We start from the raw sequence: 24372 nt of genomic DNA on the forward strand, positions 1-24372 counted from the left end.
GTGGTTAGGCTGGCGCCACCATGACGGGCGACAAGACGGCGGCACAACGACTCGGCCGCCTGTTGGAACGCGTGACCAACCAGAGCCCGCGGATGGCCTCGGTCCCCGAGTACGGGTCGTGGATTCTGGGGCGTGTCTCGGAGAGCCAGCGCCGGCGCCGGGTGCGGATCCAGATCATCCTGACCACCTTCGTCATCGTCGCCAACCTGATCGGCATCGGCGTGGCCACCCTGGTCGTCACCGTCGCGTTTCCGATCCCCAGCGTGTTCGCTCCCGAAGTCGCGTGGATCTCCTTCATCGCGGTGCCGGTGTATCTGGTGGCCGCACTGGTGGTCGGCGTGTTCTGGGCGACCCAGCGGGTGATGAACAACGTCCGGTGGGCCATCGAGGAGCGCGCCCCCACCACCGAGGATCAGTACAACACCTTCCTCGCACCGTGGCGGCTGACCCGAGTCCTGTTGGTGCTGTGGGGACTTGGCGCGGTCATCTTCACGACGATATACGGCCTGCAGGACAGCGAGTACATCCCCAAGTGGCTGCTCGGCGTCAGCTTTCCGGGCATCGTAGTATCGGCCAGCTGCTACCTGTTCACCGAGTTCGCCCTGCGCCCGGTGGCCGCCCAGGCACTGGAGGCAGGAAGGCCGCCACGGCGCTTCGCCGAGGGCCTGATGGGCCGCACGATGCTGGTCTGGGCGCTGGGCTCGGGCGTGCCGGTGCTCGGAATCTTCCTGGCCGCGGCGATCACGCTGATCCAGCGTAACCTGACACCCACCCAGTTCACCGTCGCGGTGATGATTCTGGCGGCCTTCGCCCTCGTCTTCGGCGCCATCCTGATGTGGATCCTGTCGTGGCTCACGGTCACCCCGGTGCGGGTCGTCCGCTCGGGGATGAACCGGGTCGAGCGCGGTGACCTGGACACCAACGTGGTGGTCTTCGACGGCACCGAACTCGGACAGCTGCAGCGCGGCTTCAACGCGATGGCCGCCGGCCTGCGGGAACGGGAGCGGGTCCGCGACCTGTTCGGCCGCCACGTCGGCCGTGAGGTCGCCGCACTGGCGGAACAGGAACGCCCGAAACTCGGCGGCGAGGAACGCCACGCCGCAGTCGTATTCGTCGACATCATCGGGTCGACGAAGCTGGTGACCAGCCTGCCCGCGGCCGATGTGGTCGAACTGCTCAACAGGTTCTTCGCGGTCATCGTCGAGGAGGTCGACCGTCATCACGGCCTGGTGAACAAGTTCGAGGGCGACGCGGTGCTCGCGGTGTTCGGCGCACCGGTGTCGCTGGAGCATCCCGAGGACGAATCCCTGGCGGCCGCCCGCGCGATCGGCCGACGGCTGCGCACCGAGGTCCCCGAGTGCGAAGCCGGCATCGGGGTGGCTTCCGGAACCGTGGTGGCCGGCAACGTCGGTGCCCGGGAACGCTTCGAGTACACCGTGATCGGTGAGCCGGTCAACGAGGCGGCGCGGCTGTGCGAGCTGGCCAAGGATGTCGCCCAACGGGTGGTCGCGACTGCGGGGACGGTGCACCGCGCCACCGAGAACGAAAGCGCGCGATGGTCGTTGGGTGAGACGGTGACGCTGCGCGGCTATGCCGAACCGACCCGGCTGGCCGTACCCGAGTGGGCTTCCCACGTGGCACCCGCGGCCGGAGCCAGTCGCGATCGACCGGACTCCGGCAGCGTCAGTCGCCCTCCGGAGCAGACCGGGCCGGGCGACTGATCCACTCGCCGGTACGGCGCGCCGCTGTCCACGCCGCCCACGCCAGCGCCGAGACCAACGCGCTGTCATCTCGGAGAACATCGCGGGCTGCGGAGATGTCCTCGCCCGAAACCTGTTGTGGAGCAAGTGCGGTGAGGAGTCCTAGGCGTGTGCTCGGCCGGAGTTCCGCAGGTAGTTCCTGGGTGTGTTCGAGAGTCCAGGAACTACTGACGGACTGCGGTTCACCCTGCCAATCCGCCACTGCGGCGCGAACGACGGCCCGGCCGGGCTCCGGGAGGTGAGGGGTGACCTCGAGGCAGTCGGTCAGTGCGGCGAAGGCCCGAGCCACCGGCTCCGAGGCGGACGCCCAAAGAAGATCTGGGGGCAGCGGTCGAGTCGGGAGCCGGCCGGTAGAGAGCCCGCCGACCCGTTCGCGGCGGGCATTGCCCGAGAGAACCACCGCCCCCGCCCTCCTCAGCAGCGCCTTCATCCGCCTCCCGCCGGGAAGGAACGTCTCGTCGAGCACGACGAGTACCACTCGGGCCAGGAAGTGGAACTCCACTGCGGTGCCAATGTAGTCGGGAAGGAGTTCGGGCCCGAACGGCGCGGGCGGCCCACCCCACGCGGCGGTCCCTCGCGCCCACGCGACCAGGTCGGCATGCGGTCCTGCCGGTCGCCCATGGGCCAGAAGTCCCTTGGCCGTCGCACCGTCACCCGCCGCGTAGAGCATCGTGGTATGCGCGTCGACGCACCACGGACACCGCAGGGAAGTCGCGACAGCAGCCGCGATAGCTTCCTTGGGAGCGCGGGCCGCTCGTCCGGCGAGTAGCGTTTCGCGCAGGCTAGCCCAGCTTGCCGCGAGCAGTTCGGGATTGGGCGAGAACATCAGTACTGGCTCGGGAACGCGGCCAAAGTCACGTCGGGCCTCGGAATAGATTTCGGCGACGTCACCGTCGGCGCGCCGCGGAGCGACGGGCTCGAGGTAGTTCACGAACTTCACGGGGTGTCCCCCTTCTCGGTAGTTCCAGCCCGCGCGAGCGCGCTGTCGATCGCGCGCCGTGCCAGGTCTCCGGCCGCGTCATCATCGAGAAGCTGACGGGCCCAGTTCGTTTCCAGGGCGTAGGCGTGCAGTTCGAAGGCGAGTTGGTGGGCGTCGGTATCTGCGCGCAGCTCACCGAGGTCGATCGCCTGCTCGACCTCGGAGGCGATGGCATTGATCGCCGAGCGGCCGATCTCGGCGATCCGGTCCCGCACCGGGCCGGGGCGGGAGTCGACATCGGCCGACGCCGCGATGAAGAAGCAACCACCCGGAAAAACATTGCTCTCGAGATAGCCGATCCAATTCCGCATCAGTTCGCGCAGCCTGGCCAAACCCGCCTCGGCCATCATCGCGGGCGCGATCACCTCGCGGGCGAACACCTCGAGGGCAGCATCGACAGTTGCCATCTGCAACTGCTCCTTTGCCCCGAAGTGACGGAACAAACCGGACTTGCTCATATCCAGCTGGGCGGCCAGGTCTCCGATCGAGAGCCCGGACAGACCATTGACCGAGGCGGTGTTCATCGCTGCGGCCAGGACCCGCTCCCTGGTCGCACGGCCGGACTCCGCGCTAGGCAACCGAGCCTCGCTCGACTGTGGTTGCGGGTTCGCCGAATTCGGCGACGAGTGGCTGGAAGCGATCCAGTGCAGCGACGACGTCGTCACGGCCGGCGGAAGGCAATGCGAGCGCCACCTCGTTCACCCCGGCAGCGCGGTAGGCGTCCAACGCAGCAGGGTCGCCCGCCGAGGAATGGACGCAGACGTGCGCCTGGGCCGGGTCTCGGTCGACCGCTTCGAAGGCGCCCCGCAATGCGGGAAGCGCCGAGAGGACATCTCCGTAGCCTTCGATCGGCTGCCAGCCGTCCCCGTGCCTGGCGATCGTGGCGAAGAGCCTCGCCCCGGCGCGGCAACCGAACAGCACAGGCGGCGCCGCGGCCGGCTTGGGCCAGGCCCAGGAGGGCGGGAACGACACATGACTACCGACGTAGCCGGCCGGCTCGGAGGCCCACAAGGTGCGCATTGCTGACAACTTGTCGATCGTGATGGCGACGCGATCGCTGAACAGCACCCCGTGATCGGCGAGTTCTTCTACATTCCAACCAAATCCGACTCCGAGCACCAATCGGCCGTGTGACATGTGGTCGATCGAGGCGATCTGTTTGGCAAGCAGTATCGGATCGTGGACGGCGACCAGGCACGCGCCGGTGCCCACCCGCAGTCGAGTGGTCACTGCAGCCACAGCGGCGAGTGCGACGAACGGGTCGTAGCAGCGGTAGTACCACTCCGGCAGGTCGCCACCGGGCCACGCCGTTTGCCGCGCGGTAGGCACGTGCGTCTTCTCGGGGACATAGAGGGCGTCGAACCCACGCTCCTCGGCCCACACTCCGACGTCCTGCGGTGGCGGGGTCCGGTCGGTGACGAACTGCATGACGGACAGTCGCATTGCCGCTCCCTCTATTAGGCACGATCGTTCGTGCTTAATAGTGAAGTTAAGGCGGTCCGCAACGGAAAGTCAAGCGCCCGCGGTGGCCGCTACGAGTGCTGAGCCCCAGACGGCCGAGTGGTGCGCAGGAACTCCTTCGCCGCCTCGACGGCGCCCTCGACGGTGTGGAACCGAGCCACCTCCAGCTCCCGCGCATCGGCGGTGACCATCCCGTCCGGGTCGACAAGAAAGCCCGCCCTACCCTCGGCGCGCAACTCGGATGCCATACCGGACAGCAACCCGCGCGCGGCGTCATCGATGTCGTCGACCCGGGAGACGTCGAGGATCACGACCTCGAAGCTGTCGCGGTCCCGATCGGCGATACGCAGCACCTGTTCGGCACCGCTGAACAGCAGGTCCCCGTGAGTCTCGTAGACGCGGACGCCCGGATGCGGTTCGTAACTGGCCCGCAGGGTCGACCGGGACTCCCGCGCCACGGTCAGGAAGTGCAGGCCCAGCTGCTCGGATAGGCTGCGGCACACCCGGACTCCGCGCACGCTATTGCCCTTGGCGTCCAACCGTGGTGAGTACACCCCGATGCCGAGCTGACCGGGCAGCACCGCCACGATCCCGCCGCCGACCCCGCTCTTGGCGGGCATACCCACGGCACTGACCCAGTCCCCGGCCGCGTCGTACATGCCACAGGTCACCATCACCGACAACGTGCGTTTCACCACCGCCGCACCACTGACCCGGCGGCCGGTCTGCGGGTTGACGCCGCCACGAGCCAGGGTCGCACCCATCTTGGCAAGGTCGGTCGCGGTGACCCGCAGCGAGCACTGCCGGTAGTACACGTCGAGCACCTCGTCGGGGTCGTCGTCGAGCACCCCGAAGCTGGCCAGCATGTATCCGATGGCCCGGTTGCGGCTTCCGGTCGCCTTCTCCGAGGCGTACACCTGCTCGTCGAGCTCGAGCCGGCGTCCGGCGTACGCCGAGTAGAAGTCCTGGATGGCCGTGAAGCGCTCTGCCGGCGACGACGCCGGTATCAGCGACACGGCCGCGATGGCACCCGCGTTGATCATCGGGTTCTTCGGGATCTTGGTGGCGCTGTCGACACTGATCTCGTTGAAGGCCTCCCCGGAGGGCTCCACACCGATCCGCGCGTCCACGGCGTCGGCTCCGATCGCCTCGAGCGCCAGCGCGTAGGTGAACGGTTTGGAGATCGACTGGATCGTGAATTCCGCAGCAGCATCGCCGGATTGATAGATGAAGCCGTCAGACGACGACAGCGAGAGGGCGAAACCGTCGGGGTCGGCGGCCGCGAGTTCGGGAATGTAGTCGGCCAACTGCCCCGCGGTGACATCGGCGTGCTCGGCGAGGATGCGGTCGAGGTAACGCTGCACCAATTCGGCCACAGGCACGCAGTCTAGGGCAGCGCAGCGGGACGACGATCGACCTGCGCGTTTTCACCGGTTGTTCACCAGGACTTCCCCGCCACGTTGACCGTCGTGGACGGCACCGTCGCCGCAGCTGAGCGAGGATCCAATGGTGCCGAAGGACCCGACCTCCGCCGCACAGATCCCGGACACCGGCGTGCCCGCTCCGTTGACCGGGCTGAGCATGGCCGAACAGTACGAATGGCACCGGTCGTATCTGCGTCGCCACCGCGTGTCGCGACGCAACTTCCTGCGCGGCTCGGCGGCCCTGGCCGCCGTCGCGGGTGCGGGCACATCACCGTTCGGCGCCCGTGCCTATGCCCAGGACGCACCGTTGAGCATCGCCAACCGCCGGGTGGGGTACGGCCCGGATGCGGCCAGCCAGTTGCGGTTGGCCGCCCAGCTGTCCCGGAATCCGGGTTCTCAGAAGGTGTTCCTGGACTACGGCCCGACGTCGGCGCTGGGTGCCACCGTCCAGGCCGAGGTGCGCAACCTCGTGACCCAGATCCCCGACAGCAGCGGCGGCGTGCTGGCCGCCGAACAGTTCTACGTCCACGCCCCCATCGACGGCCTGCCCGGCCGCGCTCCGCACTACTACCGGTGGCGCACCGACGACGGGTTCCTCGGCGATACCCGGTCGGCGGCCACCGCGATGCCCAGTGCCCGCCACGCGCAGGCCCCGTTCCGATTCACCATGATGGGCGACCAGGGCACCGATGACACCCCGCTGCTGCCGCCGGGGCTGGCGCGCGGCGACTACGACGACAACTACTACAAGCCCGACAACGACCCGGGTGTCGCACACGCCGCCAACGTGCTGAACCAGATCGTCGCCGCCCGGCCCGACTTCCACGTGCTGGCCGGTGACATCGCCTATGCCGACCCCTCCGGGGAAGGCCGGCCCCCCACCTTCGTGCCGTCCGGCGGGAGGCTCCCCTCGGGCTTCGACAAGTTCAACCCCTACGTGTGGGACGTCTACCTGGCCTCGATCGAAGCCAGCGCTTCGACGTCGCCGTGGATGTTCGCCACCGGCAACCACGACATGGAAGCCGCCTACCCCGTGCACGGTTATGGCGGTCACCTGGCCCGGCTCGACTTCCCCGGCAACGGGCCGGCGGGCTGTCCGTCGGTGTACTCGTTCGTCTACGGCAATGTCGCGGTGCTGTCGCTGGACGCCAACGACGTCAGCTACGAGATCACCGCCAACACCGGTTATTCGCACGGCGCGCAGAACACCTGGGTGGAGCGCACGTTGGCCGCCTACCGGCACGACCCCGACATCGACTTCATCGTCTGCTTCTTCCACCACTGCGCGTACTCCACGGTCGAAGCCCACGCCAGCGACGGCGGGGTGCGGGCGGCCTGGTGCGATCTGTTCGACCGCTATCAGGTCGATCTGGTGTTGCAGGGCCACAACCACGCGTTCGAGCGCTCCGACCCCATCCGCGCCGGCCGTTCGACGGTGGTGGCCGGGGACTTCGCCACGATCGACCCGGAGACCGACGGCACCGTCTACTACACCGTCGGCTCCGGCGGGCGGCCCCGCTACACGTTCCAGCCCGGCGAACTCCAGACCTACCGCGGACACCAGATCCCCGACACGTTCGTCCCGAACAGCTATGTCTGGACCGCCGACGGGGACAAGCGAGAAGAAGCAGTGAGCTGGTCGCGGGTGCGATTCCTGAACTACGCGTTCATCCGGGTCGACGTACGCCCCGGAACCCTCGTCAGCGAGATGGACGTCGTCGCGGTCGACGAGTACGGCCGCGAGTTCGACCAGCTCACCCTCCGCCGCCGGGTGCACGCCTGAGCGACCGGTGCCGGGCGGCCCGGTCCTCAACCAGCCACCACCATGTCGTTTTTCCGCTAGTGATGTCGGCGGTGTCGTGTAATCGTTGAGTCATGTACACCGACTTCGACCGCTGCTACCGGGCCGTGCAGGCCAAGGACGCCCGGTTCGACGGTTGGTTCGTCATCGCTGTACGCACCACCAAGATCTATTGCCGCCCCAGCTGCCCGGTGCGCCCGCCGTATGCCCGCAACGTGCAGTTCTACCCGACGGCCGCGGCCGCGCAGCGTGCCGGGTTCCGCGCCTGCAAGCGGTGCCGGCCCGACGCCTCCCCCGGATCACCGGAGTGGAATGTGCGCTCCGACGTCGTGGCGCGGACCATGCGCCTGATCGCCGACGGCGTCGTCGACCGTGACGGGGTCAGCGGGCTGGCGGCCCGGTTGGGTTACACCGTCCGCCAACTCGAGCGCCTCACCCATGCCGAGGTGGGGGCGACACCGCTGTCCCTGGCCCGCGCCCAGCGCACCCAGATAGCGCGGGTGCTGATCGAGACCACCGAAATGCCCTTCAGCGATGTCGCTTTCGCCGCGGGGTTCGCCAGCATCCGGCAGTTCAACGACACTGTGCGGGCCGTCTGCGACCTGACCCCGACGGCGCTGCGACAACGCGCCCGCGCCCGGCTGCGGCCCGAGGACAGCAGCGGAACGGGGGTGTTGTCACTGCGTCTGGCGGTGCGGACCCCGTTCGCCTACGAGGGACTGTTCGGCCATCTGGCCGCCACCGCGGTACCCGGTGTCGAGGAAGTGCGGGACGGCACGTACCGGCGGACGTTGCGGCTGCCCCACGGGACCGGGATCGTCGACCTGACGCCCCACGCGGACCATGTGCGGTGCCGGCTGTCCGTCGACGACTTCCGCGATGTGTCGGCGGCGATCGCGCGGTGCCGGCGGCTGCTGGATCTCGACGCAGACCCCGAGGCCGTCGTCGAGGCACTCTCCGGCGACCAGCAGCTGGCATCCGTGGTCGCAAAGGCCCCCGGACAGCGGATCCCCCGCACCGTCGACGAGCACGAACTGGCGCTGCGGGTTGTGCTCGGCCAGCAGGTGTCCACCGCGGCGGCCCGCACTCACGCGGGCCGCCTGGTCGCCGCCTACGGCACCCCGGTGACCGACGGCACCGGCGGCCTGACCCATCTGTTCCCCTCGGCAGCCGAGCTTTCTGAGATCGATCCGAGGCACCTGGCGTTCCCACGGACCCGCCAACGCACCGTCTGCAGCCTGGTCGGCGCATTCAACACCGGCGAAGTGGTCCTGGACTCCGGATGCGATTGGGACGACGCGCGTGCCCAACTACTCGGCCTGGCTGGCATCGGAGCGTGGACCGCCGAGATGATCGCCATGCGCGGGCTCGGGGATCCGGATGCATTCCCTGCCACCGACCTCGGTGTCGGCCTCGCCGCCCGCCAACTCGGGCTGCCGTCGGAGGCTCGCGCCCTGACGGAGTACAGCCAGAGCTGGCGACCGTGGCGTTCCTATGCGACACAACATCTTTGGACCGCACTCGACCATGCCGTCAACGAATGGCCACCGAAGGAGGAACGATGAAGGTGCTCACTTACCGGACCATGGAGAGCCCGGTCGGCGTACTCACCCTCGCCGGCACCGACAACCGTCTGCGCCACCTGCGGATGGTCGACCAGAGCCACGAACCCGACCGAAGCGGATGGCAACGCGACGACGCCGCCTTCGACGAGGCCGCTGTCCAACTCGACGAGTATTTCAAGGGCACACGCCAGGAGTTCGACCTCGACCTGGACCTGCCTGGCACCCCGTTCCAGCGCCGGGTCTGGGAGGCGCTGTTGACCATCCCCTATGGCGAGACCCGCTCATACGGTGAGATCGCCGACCAGATCGGTGCACCCGGTGCATTTCGCGCGGTGGGGCTGGCCAACGGTCGCAATCCGATCGGCATCATCGTGCCGTGCCATCGGGTGATCGGGGCCAATGGCAGTCTCACCGGCTACGGCGGCGGAATGGACCGCAAGAGAACGTTGCTGGGCCTGGAGAGAGCTCATTCGTCGTTGGCGCCGACGCTGTTCGACTGAGCAGGCCCCCAGCCAGTCGACCAGGCTGGCGTTGCGGCCGGATTCCCCGTCAAGGCAGGCCTATGCCGGGGCTGAGCACCGGAGTCATCTCGACACGGCACGTCCGCGAACCGCCGGCCACGCCATGCCGGGAGATGTCAGCGCCGGAGAGCAGGAAGAGCAACCGCCGGTCAGGCCCACCGAGCGTGCACGCGAGGGCTGACCTGTCACCGATATGGATCCGGTCAGTCGTTACGCCACCTTCACTGATCCGCTGGAACTGATGCAGTGATGTCATTGCCATCCACAATCCGCCATCCTCATCGAGGGCCATCCCCCCGGGTGAACCGTCGAGTCGGGCCGCGACAGTCCGCCGCTCAGACAACGAGCCGTCGGGGCGAATACTGAAAGCCGTCAAACGACGGCTGGTCGACTCGGCCACGAGGAGGGTTCGACCATCGGCGGTGGTGACCATGCCAGTGGGATGGCCCAGTCCGTGAGCGACGATATCGATAGAGCCGTCCGGCTCGATCTTGACGACGAGCCCGTCTTCGAAACCCTGGGAGCCGACATAGGCACGGCCGAGATCGTCGACCACCAAGTCCCCGAGATCTGCCGAGACGACACCGGAGAGATCAGCCTCGAGTTCGGTCGTTTCACCGTCATAGCGCAACACCACCCGCGCGGTTGCAGACGCGATGAGCAGGGACCCGTGCCGGAAGCCCAAGCCTGCCGGCCGATGACCGGGAAGGGCTAACGTGCTCATCTTGCTGGCCAGGTTGACGGTGTGCACTTCTCCGGCCCCCGTGTCCGAGAACCACAAGAGGCCCTCGAACCAGCGTGGCGCCGCACCCGAGGAGAATCCGTCGGCCAACGGCATGAGGGGCACCGCTATGGGCGACTCCATGAGTTTCATACTATATATAGTATCCTAATGAGGAGACGGGTTGGTCCTTTCGGAATTCCGCCAACCCTCGTCGGCTGGCCGGCTCAGTACCGGCTCACCGGTGCGGCGGGGGCACCAGCATGTCCTGCCACTGCTTGTCCTGCGACGCGCCTTCTGCGAGATCGGATTGCCTGTACACCTTTCCATCGGGTCCGACATACGTGCCCGTGGCCGGGTCGTACGGTGCGATCGCCACGGGCGGCGGCGTCGACACCCCCGGGGACGCGCCGGGCGGACCAGTGGTCGGCAGCGCGGATTCCGGAGGCAGCTGGGGGATGTCCTGCCCCGACAGGGTCGCGTTGGGGTCACCCTTCCAGTTCAACCCATCGTTGAGGGGAACGTACTCCTCATCGCTCTTACAAAGTTTCGCGGTGGGAGCGCGCTTGCCGGGTCTCGCCAAGCAGGGCGTGTTGCGCACGCCACGTACGTTGAACGGCGAGTCCTGCGGTATCCGGCAGTACAAGTCCCCTTCGGGCCGCTCCGGTGCATCCACCTCGGTCGGTGACCTCATCTGCGTTGCGGGCAAGAAACCGGTGACGCACGCCGGTGGCAGGTTGAGGTTGAGATTGAAGTCGAGGTAGGCGCCGCCGAAGTCCTGCTTGGTGTTCAGGTTAGGCACCAGGAAGCCCTGCATGATGGCGGTCGCGCGCGGAAACAACACCAACAGCTGTTCGATACCACTGTTGTAGACGACGGCAAGATCGGCCACGTTGACCAGGTTCGCCAGGATCACCGGCAGGGTCGGCTGGAGTCGCTGGACAAGGTGACGCGCCTCGTCGGTGGCGGTCGATCCGTTCGCGAGCACATCACTCACCGCGTTGTCCTGGTCGCGCAGTTGCCCGGATATCGCAGCCAGGTGCGACGCCCAGGCCTCGACGTCGCCAGCGGTCTCGGCCTGCGAGACCAGTACCGGCCCGGATCGATCGATCAGCGTGGTCAGTTCCTCCAGGTTCTTGCGAGCATCGATGATCAGGGTGGTGGAGCCGATGACCAACCGCCGGATTTCCGTACCCAACCCACCGAACGCCACGTAGGACTCGTCGACGACAGTCTCGAGGTTGTCGCGCGGGATGGCCTGAATCCCACGATTCGTCGCATCGAGCAGATCGTTGACGTCGGGCGGCACTGACGTTCGGTCGAGCGGTATGACATCGCCGTTCTTCAGCGGCGGCGACGCCCCGTTTCGCGGCAACAGCGCAATGTACTGCTCCCCCATCGCATTCTGGCTGTGCACCTCGGCGCCAAGATCGGACGGGACGTCCACGTCACTCCGGAGCGACAGTACGGCCCGGACACCGCTATCCGTCAGCCGCACCGCTTCGACTCTGCCGATCTCCACCCCGAGATATGTCACGTTGGCCCGCTCGTACAGACCTCCCGACTGTGCGAGATCGACCGTGACGGTGTAGCGGCCGACGCCCAACATGGCCGGCAATCTGATGTAGCTGAACAGCATGAAGCCGGCAGCTACCAGCGACACGGTGATGAAGATCGCCAGCTGGAGCTTGATTCGCGCCGCCATATCAGGGGCCCTGGTCGAATCGGTAAGGCGCGATCAGCGGGTTGCCTGCGGTATACGGGCTGGGCATCTGCCCGATCGTGCGGCCCCACTGCATCTCGAGCTCGGTCAGGTTGCCCTCCCATCTCGTGCCGGTGAAGAAGCCCGAGTCGAGGCGACTCAGAGTGAGGTCCAGGATGAGGGTGAGGTTGGCGTAGTCGCCTCGGAACCAGTTGTCGAGCGTCTCGTTCGGCCACGGGTAGGTGAGGAAGAAGCTCAGCGAGCGGGTCATCGCCGGCCCGGCGTCAGCCAGCGACTCCAGCACCGGAGCCAGGTCCTCCAATTCTTGGACCAGCGCCGACTTGGTCTGGTTGGCCGAGTCCGAGGCGAAGGCGCCGAACCTGCCAAGCTGGTCGATCGCCTCGGCCAGGTTCTCCCGCTGTTCCTCGAGCACGCTCAACGCCTCGGGGATCGTCTTCAACGCTGTATCCACCACCGGCCTCTGATCCGCGAACTCGCCGGCGAGATCGTTGAGGCTCGCGGTCGCATCGATCATGTCGTCGGTCTGGCCGTTGAGCCGTCCGACGAACTGCTCCAGTTGCGTGAGAACGCTTCTCAGATCGTGCTCTCGGTTCGCGAAGGCGGTGGCGAACGCGGCCGTGATGTCCTGGACCTCTCCCAGTCCGCCGCCGTTGAGCAGTGCCGAGAGCGCGGCGAAAGTTTCCTCGGTGGTCGGATAGGAAGAGCCGGAACTCAGTGGTATGACCGAACCGTCCACGAGCTTTCCCTCGGGGGCGACATCGGTCGGCGGCGCCAGCTCGACATGCAACGAGCCAAGCAGGCTGGTCTGTCCCACCTTGGCGGTCGCGTTGGCGGGCAACTCGACGTTGCCGTTGAGCCGCAGGGTCAATAGGGCATGCCAGTCTCGCCTTTGGATCTCGGTGACGTTCCCGACCGTCACGTCGCCGACTCGCACCAGAGAGTTCTCCTTGATGTTGGTGACGTCTGGCAACTCCGCCTGGATCTCGTAGGAGCCGGGACCGCCACCCTCGGTCCCGGGAAGCGGCAGCGAGTTCACCCCTTTCCAGCCGCAACCCGATACCATCGCAGCAGCTGACAACGCTGCGGCAACGGTGCCTCGCCAGCGCACCCACCTCATGATTCCCCGTTGCCCGGCATCATGATTCCCTGCAGTCCCCGGGCAGGATCGGTGGCAACCGACTCGGGCGCAGGCCCGGGCGGGACAGCTCGCCGCGGCGCCTGCCCGCCAGCCGCAGCCGGGCCGTCCGCGGACACGTCCACTCCTGGTGCCGACGGTTGCGGCGGGACATAGTCCGGTCGAAGCCAGTCCTCGCTGTAGGTGATCTCGTTCGGCCGCGCCATCGGACCTACGAAAGGATTGAGGCCGATCGGAGGAAAGTTGTACTGGCGGTTCTTGATGATGGGTGCCAGATATTGCACACACAGCTTCGCCGCCTGTTCGGCGCCAAGCCGCGACGCGGCTTGAACAGCCCCACAGAGGAACGTGATCGGGTCCCCGAAGTTCGCAATCGCCGCCGCGCCGGTCAATGCCGAGTGCGCAGGTTGATAGATGTTGACGAAGTTCTGAAACGCGGTGGGTCCGATGTGGAGCAGTTGCTCGATGTCGTCGAGACTGCCGCCGACCGCTTCGGAGACCGACGCCAGTTTGTCTGCAGTGGTCCCCAGCGATTCACCGTTCTCGGCGACGAAGCTCCGGACATCGCCCACCGCCGTGTTCAGGTCGGCGACGGCTACCGAAACCTCGCTCGGGCTGTTGGCGAACATGGCCGTGACGCCGGCAAGATTGGCATTCAACTGCTTCATCAGGTCGCTGCTGGACTCCAGTGCCGAAACCAGTATCGACAGGCTCTTCACGGAGCCGAAGATGTCCGAGCTATGGTCTCCCAACAGGGAGAACGCCTGCGACAACTTGATGACGGTGTCCCGGATATCGGCACCTTCGCCACGCAGGTTCTCGGCGGCAGTGTCCACGAGTGCGCCCAGATTGCTCACCGCGCCCGGCTCGGTCGGCTGCAGCGACTCGGTGAGTTTCTCCAGCTGCGTGCGCAAGTCGTCCCATTCGACAGGAACGGCCGTCCGGTTCTGGGCGATGACCGCGCCGTTGCGCATCGTCGGCCCCTGGCTGTAGGCGGGTATCAGTTGAATGGCACGTGCGGTGACCATCGACGGCGCCAGGATCACTGCACCCGCGTCGGCGGGCACGTCGTACTTCTCGTCGAACCACAACTCCACCTTGACGCGCCCGGGTTCCGGTTCGATGTTGTCGACCTTGCCGACCGGCACGCCGAGGATCCGCACTTCGTCGCCGACATAGATTCCGTTGGCGTTGTCGAAATAGGCAGTGACTGTGGTCCGGCCTGCCTCTTCCGTCCCGCGGAGTGCCACGAAGAGCCCCGCGACCAGCAAGACGCTCAGTGTCACCGCCAATGCGGCCGTGACGTTGCGAGTGCGAGTCACTGTCCATTCTCCGAAGCCGTAGGCATGGGACCCGGCACCACCGTCGCCCCGGCGGGGCCGGGCGCTGCCGGGCCGGCCGTCACAGGAGCGGTGGGTACCGGGGTGGGCGTATAGCCCGCGGGAGGTCCGGGGGGTGCTCCACCCGGTTCCGGTGCGGGAAGCGGCTCCCGATACGGGTATCGCGGATCACCGGGATTCCCCGTGATTGCATCGGGCACAGTCAACCTCGGGTCTCCGCCCTGTCCCGTTCGCGGGTATGGAACGGGAAGCGCCGGAGTGCCCGGTTGCCCGGTCTGAGGGTCATCCCGCTCGGACGGCAGCAGCACAGCGGGATCCAGACCGAGGTCGGAGAACGCCGCATCAACGAACGGCTGGATGAACTGGCCAGGCAACAGATTGCTCAAGTAGGCCTTGAAGAAGGGGCCCGAGGTCACTGCTTCGCCCAGGCCCATCGCATATTTCGAGAACAGTTTGACACTCTCCTTCAGCTGGGCCTTGTGCCTGTCGAGAATCGTCAACACCCCGTTCAGCTTGTCCAGCGCCGGTCGTAGTGCGGCGCGGTTGTCGGCAACGAACCCCGAAACCTGCTTCGACAGAGCAGAGATATTCGCCGAGATCACATCGAGCGCGGCGCTTTCAGCCTGAAACCGAGCCAACAGCGCATTGGTGTCGGCGATCAGGCCGACCACCTGATCCGCTCGCTCGGACAGCACTCCGGTCACCTTGTTGGCGTTGGCGAGAAGATTGCGCAGCTGAGCATCCCGCTTGTCGAGTGTCTCGGAGAATCGCCCGATACCCTGCACAGCGAGCCGCAGCTCCGGCGGTGTGTCTCGGAAGGTCTGGGCCAACGTCTGCAATGACTCCGAGAGCTGCGTCGTGTCCAGATCATCGATCGTGGTGGCCAGATCCCCCAGTGCGTCCGGCAATTGGTATGGCGGTGTCGTGCGATCCACCGGAATCGGGCCGTCGAGTCGGCCCTCTCCGCGGGGACTCACCTCGAGGACCTTCGCGCCAAGCAGGCTCTTTGCCTTGATCGCGGCTTCGGTACGGTCGCCAAGGCGAATACCGTCGGCTACGTCGAACTCGACCAACACCCTTTTTCCGTCGAGGTCGACGCTGGTTACCCGCCCCACCTCATACCCCGCCACCTGTACCGAATCGCCGCTGCGAAGGCCACCAGCCTCGGTGAAATAGGCTTCGTAGCTGGTATTTCGAGACAGGAACGGCAGATTGTCGTACTGCACCGCCGCGGCCATCACACCAACCGTCAACGCGACGCCGATCGCGCCGATGATCACCGGATTGCGTTCAGCAAAGGGTTTCATTTCGGCGTGCACCTTCCCGAGGGCTGGCCGGCCACCTTCACGAAGACGGGCTGGCCGCCCTTCCCGTTCACCTTCAGAATCAGGTCACAGAGATAGAAGTTGAAGAAGTCACCGTAGATGCCCTGCCTCGCGAGGAGCCGATACTTGGAGGGCAGCTCATCGAGCAGACGATCCAAGTACTCGTGGTCGGCGACCGCTATACCTGCAACGCGGTCGAGCTCGGACACGGTCGGCTGCAACGGCGTCCGAGCCTGCGCCAGCAGATCGGCAATGGTTGCAGCGGCCTCGTTCGCGTTCGACAAGCCGTCGCTGATCTCAGTCTTTCGGGCAGCGAGCCCTTCCACCAGGCGCGAGAGCGAGGTGACCCCCCGGCTGAAATTTTCGCTCTGCTCACCAAGAGAACTCAGCACAACGTCCAAGTTCGCGATGACCTCACCGACCAACTGGTCCCGATCCGCCAACGTGTTCGTCAGCACAGCGACTTGGTCGAGCAGCGAGGCGATCGTTGAGTCCTGCCCCTGGAAAGCCTGGATCAACTGACCGCTGAGGGCATTGACCTGATCCGGGTCCAGGGCACGGAAGAGGGGCCGGAAACCACCGATCACAGCGTCGAGATCCAATGCCTGTTCGGTGTGCGACAGCGGGATGGTCTGGCCGGGGGCGAGCTTGTTGGTGCCGCCTGCACCTTCCTCCAGCGCAAGAAAACGTCCGCCGATCAAGTCCTCGTAGCGGATCGCCGCCCTGGAAGCCGTTGTGAGGAACACCGACTCGTCGACGGAGAAACTCACCACCGCGGTGACGTCCTCTGTGATCGTGATGCTCTTAACCTTGCCGACCTCCACGCCGGCGATTCGGACGAAGTTGCCCTCCTCCAGGCCCGATACATTGGCGAACTCGGCCCGAAACATCGACGACCTCTCCTGCAGCCGGAACTGGCCGAAAACCACAATCAGCGAAAGGGTCCCGAGCCCACACACTGACATGAAGATGGCTAGGCGCCAGATGACACCTTTCACACTGTCTTTCACGGCCGCCCTCCCGAGGCTTCACCAGTGCCATAGGGCGGCGGCGGGTTCGGAATGCCTGGAACCGGCGGAGGCGGCGCCCCAGGTGGAGGCGGTGCCCACAACGGCGTCCCATCCGGGCCGAAAAGCGGAGCCCCGTAGGGCGGCGCACCCGGATAGGGTGTCGGGCCTATGGCCGGACCCGGTAGACAACTCCGGATACTAGGTGGTTCCGGAACAGCCCGGGTGACCGGCAAGAAGTTGGCCCAACAGGGCGATCCGACACCGGGATTGGGCCGCACATCGAGACCCCTACCCCAGCCGGTGTTGGTGACCAGATAGCGCACTGGGAAGTTCTTGCTGGCATCCGGCAGCGAGCCACAACCAGGCTTCCCACCCGGGCCTCCCTTGGCCGCAACGATCGGCAGGTGATCCGGATATCGATATGGGTCGTCACCGAACAGCAGTCCAGCATCGGTGATCACCGAATAGCCGTTGGCGCCTCCGGTGTACTCCCAGCCGCCGTTCTCCAAGACCCACACTCCGCCGAGCAGCAGGCAGGTGAAGGACGGCTCGTACTTGCGCAGCAGACTCGTCGTCGGCTCGAGCTGGTTGATCGTACCGACGAGGTTGTCCTGGCTGGGCTCGAGAAGATCCACACCGTCTCGCGCGAGACCGATAGTGCTCAACAGCAGTGCGTCCAGTTCCGCCCCCTGGCCGGCGATCGTGTTGCTGGTGACACTGGCAGCGTCCAGCACGTCCAGAATGTCGAGCGCAGCCGCGTCGTAGGCACGACTGGAACGTTCGACCGATCGCATGTCCTGGCGCACGGTGTCCATCCGGGGGTTGATGGCCAGCAGTACCTGGTTGGCGTCGGAGGTGGCTTGTCCGATGCGCTCTCCCTCGCCCCGCACCCCCTCGGCGAAAGCGTGCAGCACCGCGTTGAGCTTGGCGGGCTCCACCTGACGCAGCACCCCCACCAGATTCTCGAAGACCGTGTTGACCTCTGTGCTGACGTTGCGTGACTGCAAAACCGCGCCGGCGGCCAAGCGTTGCGGATCGGGATTGTCCGGCGGGATCAGGTCGACGTATTTCGCGCCGAACGCGGTGCTCGCGCGAATCTCGGCTTCGACGTTGGCGGGAATGAAAGAGATCTGTTCGGGATCGATCTGCAGCTGCATGCTCACCGGTTGATTCCCGCCGGTGACCGACCCGACCCGACCGACCTGGACGCCTCGCAACTTGACCTTGGCACCGGTCTCCATCACCAGACCGGCGCGATCGGAGGTCAACAGCACTGGGACGAAGGATCTGAACGACCCGGCGAACAACGCGGAGGACACCACCACGAAGCCGACGATGGCGGCAACGAAGATCAGCGCCCACCATCCTGGGCCGAGACGACGTTGCTTGCTGACTGACATCGCACTACCCGGAGAAATTCAAGCCGCCGGACTGGCCATAGATCGCAAGGGAGACGAAAAGAGTGACAAAGACCGCCGCTACCAGCGATGTGCGGACAGCCCGGCCCACCGCCTCGCCCACCCCTGCCGGCCCGCCCGCGGCGGTGAAGCCGTAGTAGGTATGCACGAGCATGACGATCGTCGCCATGCACAACGCCAAGAAGAACGACCAGATCAGGTCGGTCGGGTTCAGGAATGTGTAGAAGTAGTGGTCATAAACGCCGACCGACTGACCATAGACTGCCGTGGTGCCATACCGCGCCGCGAGGAACGACATCAATACCGCGATGCAATACAACGGAATTACCACGATCACCCCGGCGATCACCCGCGTCGACGCCAGGTAGGGCACCGATCGAATTCCCATCGCCTCGAGCGCGTCGATCTCTTCGTTGATCCGCATCGCGCCCAGCTGCGCGGTGGCGCCGGCGCCGATGGTGGCGGACAAGCCGATTCCGGCCACCAGCGGTGCGATCAGGCGCACATTCACGTAAGCCGAGATGAAACCGGTCAGCGCCTCGATCCCGATGTTGGCCAGCGAGTTGTAGCCCTGGATCGCGATGATCGAGCCCGCGGCCAATGTCAGGAATCCGACGATCGCCACGGTGCCACCAATGATCGCGAGAGCTCCGGTGCCCAGGCTCATCTGCGCTATGAGGCGCACCATCTCCTTTCTGTAGTGCCCCAGCGCGGCTGTCGACGAGCCGATCGTCTCGCCGAAGAACTGCGCCTGCACGCCGATCCGCTCCCAGCCGTACACGGATCGAGACAACGCCCTACGAAGGCGCGGATACAGGGAGCTGGGGGACGCTGAAATCACATCGTCGCCTTGACGCCGACCGCGGTCGCGATCACATTGATCACGAACAACGCCATGAACGCGTACACGACAGTCTCGTTGACGGCGTTGCCCACCCCCGCCGGACCCCGTTGCACTGACATGCCCTTATAGCAGGCGATCAGGCTCGCGGCTAGACCGAACAGCGCAGCCTTGACCAACGCAACGATCAGATCGGGGAGGCCGACGAGCAGGGTCAGGCTGGCCGCGAAAGCGCCCGGTGTGACGTGCTGGATGAACACCGAGAAGAAGTAGCTGCCCAGCAAGCCGACGATGGTGACGGTCGACGAGAGCGCCAGCGCGACAACGGTCGCGGCCAACACTCTGGGCACCACGAGCGCCTGGACCGGGTTGATGCCCATCACCCGTAGCGCGTCGAGTTCGTCACGGATCGTTCGGGCGCCGAGGTCCGCGCACATCGCCGTGGCACCGGCCCCTGCCACCACGAGCACTGTCACCAAGGGCCCGATCTGGGTGACCGCGCCCAGCGCCGCACCGGAACCGGACAAGTCCGCGGCGCCGAACTCGACGAGCAGGATGTTCAGCATGAACACGATCAACACCATGAAGGGGATCGACAACATCAAGGTGGGCAGGATCGACACCCGCGCCACGAACCACGCCTGGTTCAGGAACTCCCGCCACGCGAACGGACGGCGCGGGATCAGGACGACGGTGTCGAGCGCCATCGCGAAGAACGAACCGATGGCGCCCACCGGTTTGGCGACGCGGTGTGCGGAGATCAACATCGACCTCTCTTTGCTCCCGAACCATTTCCGGCAGCGAACCCGCCGGAGCTATTCAATACTATATATCTGATCTCGGTGGGCGCTTAAGACTTCGCTAACTCCGGCGCCACAAGCCCGCGGTGGCCCGTGCTCCGAGAGCAACGGGCCACCGGGATTTCGAGATGTCCGGGCCGGCTCCAGGCGACCGGCCCGGGCGGTCACACGGCGACGGTAGACGCCCCCTCGACGGCCTCGTGGGCCAGGCGCTCGGCTTCCCTGATCATGATGGCGAACGTCTCGATGCCAGTCTTGGCCGCCCAGAGCATCTCACGCTGAATGCGTGGGTCGGTGCCGTACTTGAGCAGCAACTCGAGACTGCCGCCCCCGTGGAACTGGTCCTTGTAGGCATGCAACGCGGCGAACAGCATGTCCTCACTGGGCAGGCCGAGACGCTCGGGCAACGACTCGGACATCGCGGACATCGCGGCCTTCAGTTGCTCCGGAGTCATCAGCTTGGCGCGCAACTCAACCGCGGGCTTGGCGTTGAAGATCTCCAGGCCGGCGATCGCCGCATAGGCCGCTTCCCACGGCAGCGTCCGGGCGAGATCGTCGAGGGCCAGTATGCACGTCTGGATCAGCGGCGACGGCGGGGTCGCCGCGATCTGGTCGCGGGTGATGCCGCAGGCCTCGGTCTCCTCGTAGAGGACGTCGACATGGCAGCGCCCGTTGGCGTCCTCGTCGCCGACCTCCTCATCCACGCAGTCCTGGATGATCTCGCGGCGCACATCCTGGTAGGGGCAGCGCGACGCGATCTCGAGGAGCCAGCTCGGGAACCGCCACGCGAAGTACGAGAAACCCTGCATCGCCGTCGCGTGGAAAAGCCGTGCCTGGGTCTGGTCATAGTGCTCTGGGATGGCGAACGGGCGCTTCATGTGTTCCATCGCGGTCACCACGATCGTCTCGACCAACTGGTGCTCGAACTGTTCGGGCGTGATATCGCTCGCCCATTCGGGGGCGGTGCGACCCCGGCCGTCGTAGGGCAGTCCGGTCATGGCATTCCTTTCTTCGTGCCGACTACTCGTCGGTCCAGCCGCTGGCTGCATCAGCATCCATAAATATAATATTCAATCTATAAATTACGTCAATAGGCTGTCGGAAGAGAACACGGAATCCGCTGGAATACGCTGGGCCCACTCTCGACGGCACGCGAAGATCGTGGAGGATCAGCCCATCACCGATGGGTGATGATGGGCCGCGCGCCAACTCGCACACGGAAAACGCCGGGCAACTGTTCCACGCGTGAACCACATCGCCGTTGGGTGACCGGCGTCGGACCGGCTTACCGCCGGGGTACCTGAGTGACGGCTACAGGTCGAGAACCAGCCGCGACGAACGCGACCGTGACACGCATAGCGTCATGCTGTCACCGGCGTCTCGTTCTGCAGCGGTCAGCACCGAGTCATGGTGCTCCGGCACACCCGAGAGCACCGTTGTTCGGCACGTTCCGCACATCCCTTCTTCACATGACGTCGGCACCTCGATACCGGCCCCCTCGAGAACCTCGATGATGCTGAGGCCCTCGGGCACGACCAGGGTGATGCCGGTCCGGGCGAGTTCGATCTCGAACGCTTCCCAGGGGCCATCGAACACACCGTCTTTCGGGGAGAATCGCTCGACGTGCAGCGTGACAGCGCGCGCTACGCATTCCGCTTCCACAGCCGCGAGTAGCGGCTCGGGCCCACAACAGTAGGCAACGGTGCCCGCCGCTCCGGCGACCCCGCCGACGATGTCGGCGACGTCGAGCAACCCGGCCTCGTCCTGCGGCCGAACATGGACATTGCCCGGATAGTCGGCCAGCAGCTGCTCCCGGAAAGCCATCGTGTGCCTGGTGCGACCCCCGTAGAACAGCTGCCACGCTGCCCCACGTGAGGCTACTGCCCGAACCATCGGGATGATCGGCGTGATGCCGATTCCACCGGCGATGAACACGTAGCTGTCGGCGTCGACCAACTGAAAGTGATTCCGTGGTCCACGAATGCGCACGACATCGCCTTCAACGAGGTTGCGGTGCACGTGTTCGGAACCGCCCCGGCCGGCTGCTTCGCGCAACACGGCGACCTCGAACTGCGCAACGGCTCCGGGGTCGCCGCACAGCGAGTATTGCCGTGTCAAGTCATCGCTCAACACGAGATCGACGTGCGCGCCCGGCATCCACTCTGGCAGTGGGGCGCCCCCGGGTTCGCGGAGGGTGAGCTTGACGATCCCGTCTGCGATGACATCTCTACGCGCGACGATCACGACGATCTCGTTCTCGGATGCTGGAGCCGATGTGCTCAATTCTGTTCCTTCGAAGTTGCGCGTCTACGAAATCCGCCGAATCGGATACCGGGATCAAGAGCGAGGGGCAGGCAGTGACCAGGACGGTCCACGTGCGACCGCTATCGGCCCACGACGGTCGAACCGAAGCCGGGGCATACGGATCCGGCCGATCCCCTGGAACGAGGGCGTCCGAATCAGCCTTCGCGCGGGCCTGGGGTGAATGTGACCGGCATCGATGTGAGAGCGTTGAGAAAGTTGGTCTCCAGCCTCGTAATCGGCCCCGCGATCTGCATATCGGGCACCCGCCGTACGAGCTCTTCGAAGAGGACCCGCAGTTCGAGTCGCGCCAGCGCCGCGCCGATGCAGAAGTGCGCTCCCCCGCCACCGAACGCCTGATGCTGAGGCTTCTCGCGAGACACGTCGAACCGCTCCGGGTCCGGGTTGACCGCCGGGTCACGGGAACCGGCCGCATACCACATGACCACCCGCTCACCCTCACGAATCGGATGTCCGCCAACTTCAGTGTCGCGCTGAGCGACACGGGCGAAATACACCACCGCGCAGACCCACCGCAGCATCTCCTCGACGCCGTTGGGCACCACCGCCGGGTTGGCGATCAGTTTCTGGCGCTGGGCCTCGTTCTCGACCAACGCACGCATGGCCCCCGAGGCCGTGTTGCGTGTGGTGTCGTTGCCGGCGAACATCAACGTGGCGAAGAAGAACGTCACCTCCTCGGGAGTCAGGCTCTCACCGTCGATCTCGGCAGCGAGCAGCAGCGACACCAAGTCGTCGGTGGGACGGGCCTTCCGCTCTGCGGTCAGCGAAGACAGATACCCGCCGATCTCGAAGACCGCCCCCAGTCCCATCTCCTTGTCGGACGTCGCCTGCGCAAGTGACACCGTGTTGGTCCATTCGAACAGCTTCGGGCGGTCCTCCTGAGGGACGCCCAGAAGGTCGGCGATCACACGCAGGGGCAGCTCGACTGCGATGTCGTCGACGAAGTCGCAGCTGCCGTGTTCGATCACGTCGTCGAGCAGTTCCGTCACGGTCTTGCGAATGTGGGCTTCCCGCCGGGCCACCAGCCGCGGAGTGAACACAGCATGCACCACCTTGCGTTGCTTGGCATGCCGTGGATCGTCCATGCCGAGCAGGATCGAGCGCAGCGCCTCGAGCGGAACCGCGCCACCGTCGTGCGTGGCGAATACGCCCCCACGGGCGGACGAAAAGGTGGCTGTGTCACGGCTGATGGCCGCAATATCTGCGAACCGGGTGAACGACCAGAAGCCGGGCTCGTAGCCCCCTTCCAGCGCGTTCCAGTGCGGGCTTGCCTCGGCGCGCATACGCGCGAAGAGCTCGTAGGGTGCACCGTTCTTCCAATAGGACAAGTCGGTGAGGTCGACGTCGGCGAGGTCGATGTCGGCAACCACATCTGAGGTCGTCATCGTCACGAACTCCTTTCGCATCGGTGGATAGTCGCAGAATGCGCAACGTGCACGTGTGCCGATTCGGCCAGACCGACCGACCTCGGGTGTTCCACGCTCATCGACGAGCCTTCTCACTGTCAGGGCTGCTGTATGCAGCGACGCAGGAATCTTAATATATAGTATCTATTCAGTTGTGCTCAACGGGTGGAACTGTCGGATGCGCACAACGGCCAGTCCCGACGAGCCCGGGCCGAGCACCTCCTCGGGCGGAGTCACCCGAACTCCGGATTCGACATGGTGGTCAACTCACGCCGGGCTCAGGCAACTCAGCCAGCGAAGTGACACCGTCAGGCAGGGGTGCGGGCTCGTTGATATCGGCGACCTGCTCTACGACGAAGGCACGCATCGTGTCGCGATCGAGCGCGTCGCTGAAGAACTGGACCGACATTCGCATGAGTCGGGGCAACAGGGCCCGGGCCTCGGGGACACGGTCGACATCGTCGATCTCGAAGATCGTCACATACCGGAAGGTGGGATCGATGGCGCGCTGCGGGAGCAGCTGTTCGTCGGCGAGACGAAAACGCCGAGCCCGACCGAAGCCGGGAAGCAGGAGCGCGCTCGGAACGTGGTGCTCGTCGTACCAGCGATTGAACTCGGCATCCTCGGCCGGCGATTTCGGCCGGGACAATACGACGAACGCTCCGGCGCGGGCCACCCCACCACCCCTTCCGAGCCCCGGTGACGACAGTCCTCACCTGCCATTTCGTGCCAACTGAACAATAAAATACTTTATTTCGTTAGCATCCGGGGGGAACTTCTCAGCAGCGCACCCAGCTCGAGCTCCCACCGCGATGTGCGC

21 protein-coding genes are annotated in these 24372 nt (G+C 65.8%); 4 read left to right on the forward strand and 17 right to left on the reverse strand.

Annotated features, from left to right (window positions below; translation table 11 throughout):
- Positions 1–20: 20 nt before the first annotated feature.
- Positions 21–1721: an adenylate/guanylate cyclase domain-containing protein gene (locus ACXAID_RS02385; RefSeq protein ID WP_475020575.1), complete on the forward strand. Its 1701-nt coding sequence runs from the start codon at positions 21–23 to the stop codon at positions 1719–1721.
- Here ACXAID_RS02385 and ACXAID_RS02390 read toward each other — a convergent pair.
- The 4 genes from ACXAID_RS02390 to glsA form a co-directional block, all read right to left on the reverse strand.
- On the reverse strand, positions 1684–2700 hold the full coding sequence (locus ACXAID_RS02390) for a carboxymuconolactone decarboxylase family protein (RefSeq protein WP_475020576.1): 1017 nt from the start codon (positions 2698–2700) through the stop codon (positions 1684–1686). The two genes, ACXAID_RS02385 and ACXAID_RS02390, sit on opposite strands and share 38 nt — an antisense overlap.
- Positions 2697–3317, reverse strand: a complete 621-nt coding sequence (locus tag ACXAID_RS02395; protein ID WP_475020577.1) for a TetR/AcrR family transcriptional regulator — start codon at positions 3315–3317, stop codon at positions 2697–2699. Before ACXAID_RS02395 ends, ACXAID_RS02390 begins: the two co-directional genes overlap by 4 nt.
- Complete coding sequence (locus tag ACXAID_RS02400; RefSeq protein WP_475020578.1) at positions 3310–4182, reverse strand: TIGR03619 family F420-dependent LLM class oxidoreductase; 873 nt, start codon at positions 4180–4182, stop codon at positions 3310–3312. Before ACXAID_RS02400 ends, ACXAID_RS02395 begins: the two co-directional genes overlap by 8 nt.
- A gap of 89 nt (positions 4183–4271) precedes the next feature.
- Complete coding sequence (gene glsA, locus ACXAID_RS02405; protein ID WP_475020579.1) at positions 4272–5576, reverse strand: glutaminase A; 1305 nt, start codon at positions 5574–5576, stop codon at positions 4272–4274.
- A gap of 205 nt (positions 5577–5781) precedes the next feature.
- On the opposite strand from glsA, the gene ACXAID_RS02410 reads away from it, so the two are divergent.
- The 3 genes from ACXAID_RS02410 to ACXAID_RS02420 all read left to right on the forward strand — a co-directional run bounded on the left by ACXAID_RS02410 (position 5782) and on the right by ACXAID_RS02420 (position 9490).
- Positions 5782–7407, forward strand: a complete 1626-nt coding sequence (locus tag ACXAID_RS02410; protein ID WP_475020629.1) for a metallophosphoesterase — start codon at positions 5782–5784, stop codon at positions 7405–7407.
- A gap of 92 nt (positions 7408–7499) precedes the next feature.
- The gene (locus ACXAID_RS02415) at positions 7500–8990 is read left to right on the forward strand and encodes an AlkA N-terminal domain-containing protein (RefSeq protein WP_475020580.1); all 1491 of its coding nucleotides are present in this window, start codon (positions 7500–7502) and stop codon (positions 8988–8990) included.
- Positions 8987–9490: a methylated-DNA--[protein]-cysteine S-methyltransferase gene (locus ACXAID_RS02420; RefSeq protein WP_475020581.1), complete on the forward strand. Its 504-nt coding sequence runs from the start codon at positions 8987–8989 to the stop codon at positions 9488–9490. The genes ACXAID_RS02415 and ACXAID_RS02420 overlap by 4 nt, the downstream gene beginning before the upstream one ends.
- A gap of 49 nt (positions 9491–9539) precedes the next feature.
- Here the strand turns inward: ACXAID_RS02420 and ACXAID_RS02425 are convergent, their stop codons facing one another.
- The 13 genes from ACXAID_RS02425 to ACXAID_RS02485 all read right to left on the reverse strand — a co-directional run bounded on the left by ACXAID_RS02425 (position 9540) and on the right by ACXAID_RS02485 (position 24228).
- On the reverse strand, positions 9540–10385 hold the full coding sequence (locus tag ACXAID_RS02425; RefSeq protein WP_475020582.1) for an SMP-30/gluconolactonase/LRE family protein: 846 nt from the start codon (positions 10383–10385) through the stop codon (positions 9540–9542).
- An 85-nt stretch (positions 10386–10470) separates the two neighbouring features.
- The gene (locus ACXAID_RS02430; RefSeq protein ID WP_475020583.1) at positions 10471–11937 is read right to left on the reverse strand and encodes an MCE family protein; all 1467 of its coding nucleotides are present in this window, start codon (positions 11935–11937) and stop codon (positions 10471–10473) included.
- 1 nt (position 11938) lies between these two features.
- A complete protein-coding gene (locus ACXAID_RS02435) occupies positions 11939–13072 on the reverse strand; it encodes an MCE family protein (protein WP_475020584.1) in 1134 nt (377 codons plus the stop codon).
- Positions 13069–14361, reverse strand: coding sequence for an MCE family protein (locus ACXAID_RS02440; protein ID WP_475020585.1), 1293 nt, complete (start codon positions 14359–14361; stop codon positions 13069–13071). The genes ACXAID_RS02435 and ACXAID_RS02440 overlap by 4 nt, the downstream gene beginning before the upstream one ends.
- 47 nt (positions 14362–14408) lie before the next feature.
- Positions 14409–15737, reverse strand: coding sequence for an MCE family protein (locus tag ACXAID_RS02445; protein WP_475020586.1), 1329 nt, complete (start codon positions 15735–15737; stop codon positions 14409–14411).
- Positions 15734–16765 (reverse strand): MCE family protein, encoded by a 1032-nt coding sequence (locus ACXAID_RS02450; RefSeq protein WP_475020587.1) that lies wholly within the window; start codon positions 16763–16765, stop codon positions 15734–15736. Before ACXAID_RS02450 ends, ACXAID_RS02445 begins: the two co-directional genes overlap by 4 nt.
- Positions 16762–18165, reverse strand: coding sequence for an MCE family protein (locus ACXAID_RS02455; protein ID WP_475020588.1), 1404 nt, complete (start codon positions 18163–18165; stop codon positions 16762–16764). Before ACXAID_RS02455 ends, ACXAID_RS02450 begins: the two co-directional genes overlap by 4 nt.
- 4 nt (positions 18166–18169) lie before the next feature.
- Positions 18170–19024, reverse strand: coding sequence for an ABC transporter permease (locus ACXAID_RS02460; protein WP_475020589.1), 855 nt, complete (start codon positions 19022–19024; stop codon positions 18170–18172).
- The gene (locus ACXAID_RS02465; protein ID WP_475020590.1) at positions 19021–19791 is read right to left on the reverse strand and encodes an MlaE family ABC transporter permease; all 771 of its coding nucleotides are present in this window, start codon (positions 19789–19791) and stop codon (positions 19021–19023) included. The genes ACXAID_RS02460 and ACXAID_RS02465 overlap by 4 nt, the downstream gene beginning before the upstream one ends.
- Before the next feature lie 197 nt (positions 19792–19988).
- On the reverse strand, positions 19989–20822 hold the full coding sequence (locus ACXAID_RS02470; RefSeq protein WP_475020591.1) for an iron-containing redox enzyme family protein: 834 nt from the start codon (positions 20820–20822) through the stop codon (positions 19989–19991).
- 313 nt (positions 20823–21135) lie between these two features.
- Positions 21136–22107, reverse strand: coding sequence for a PDR/VanB family oxidoreductase (locus ACXAID_RS02475; RefSeq protein ID WP_475020592.1), 972 nt, complete (start codon positions 22105–22107; stop codon positions 21136–21138).
- A gap of 176 nt (positions 22108–22283) precedes the next feature.
- The gene (locus ACXAID_RS02480) at positions 22284–23531 is read right to left on the reverse strand and encodes a cytochrome P450 (RefSeq protein WP_475020593.1); all 1248 of its coding nucleotides are present in this window, start codon (positions 23529–23531) and stop codon (positions 22284–22286) included.
- Positions 23532–23814: 283 nt separating this feature from the next.
- Positions 23815–24228: a hypothetical protein gene (locus tag ACXAID_RS02485; RefSeq protein WP_475020594.1), complete on the reverse strand. Its 414-nt coding sequence runs from the start codon at positions 24226–24228 to the stop codon at positions 23815–23817.
- Positions 24229–24372: the final 144 nt, after the last annotated feature.

Source organism: Mycobacterium sp. ABE4_509, from assembly GCF_056160785.1.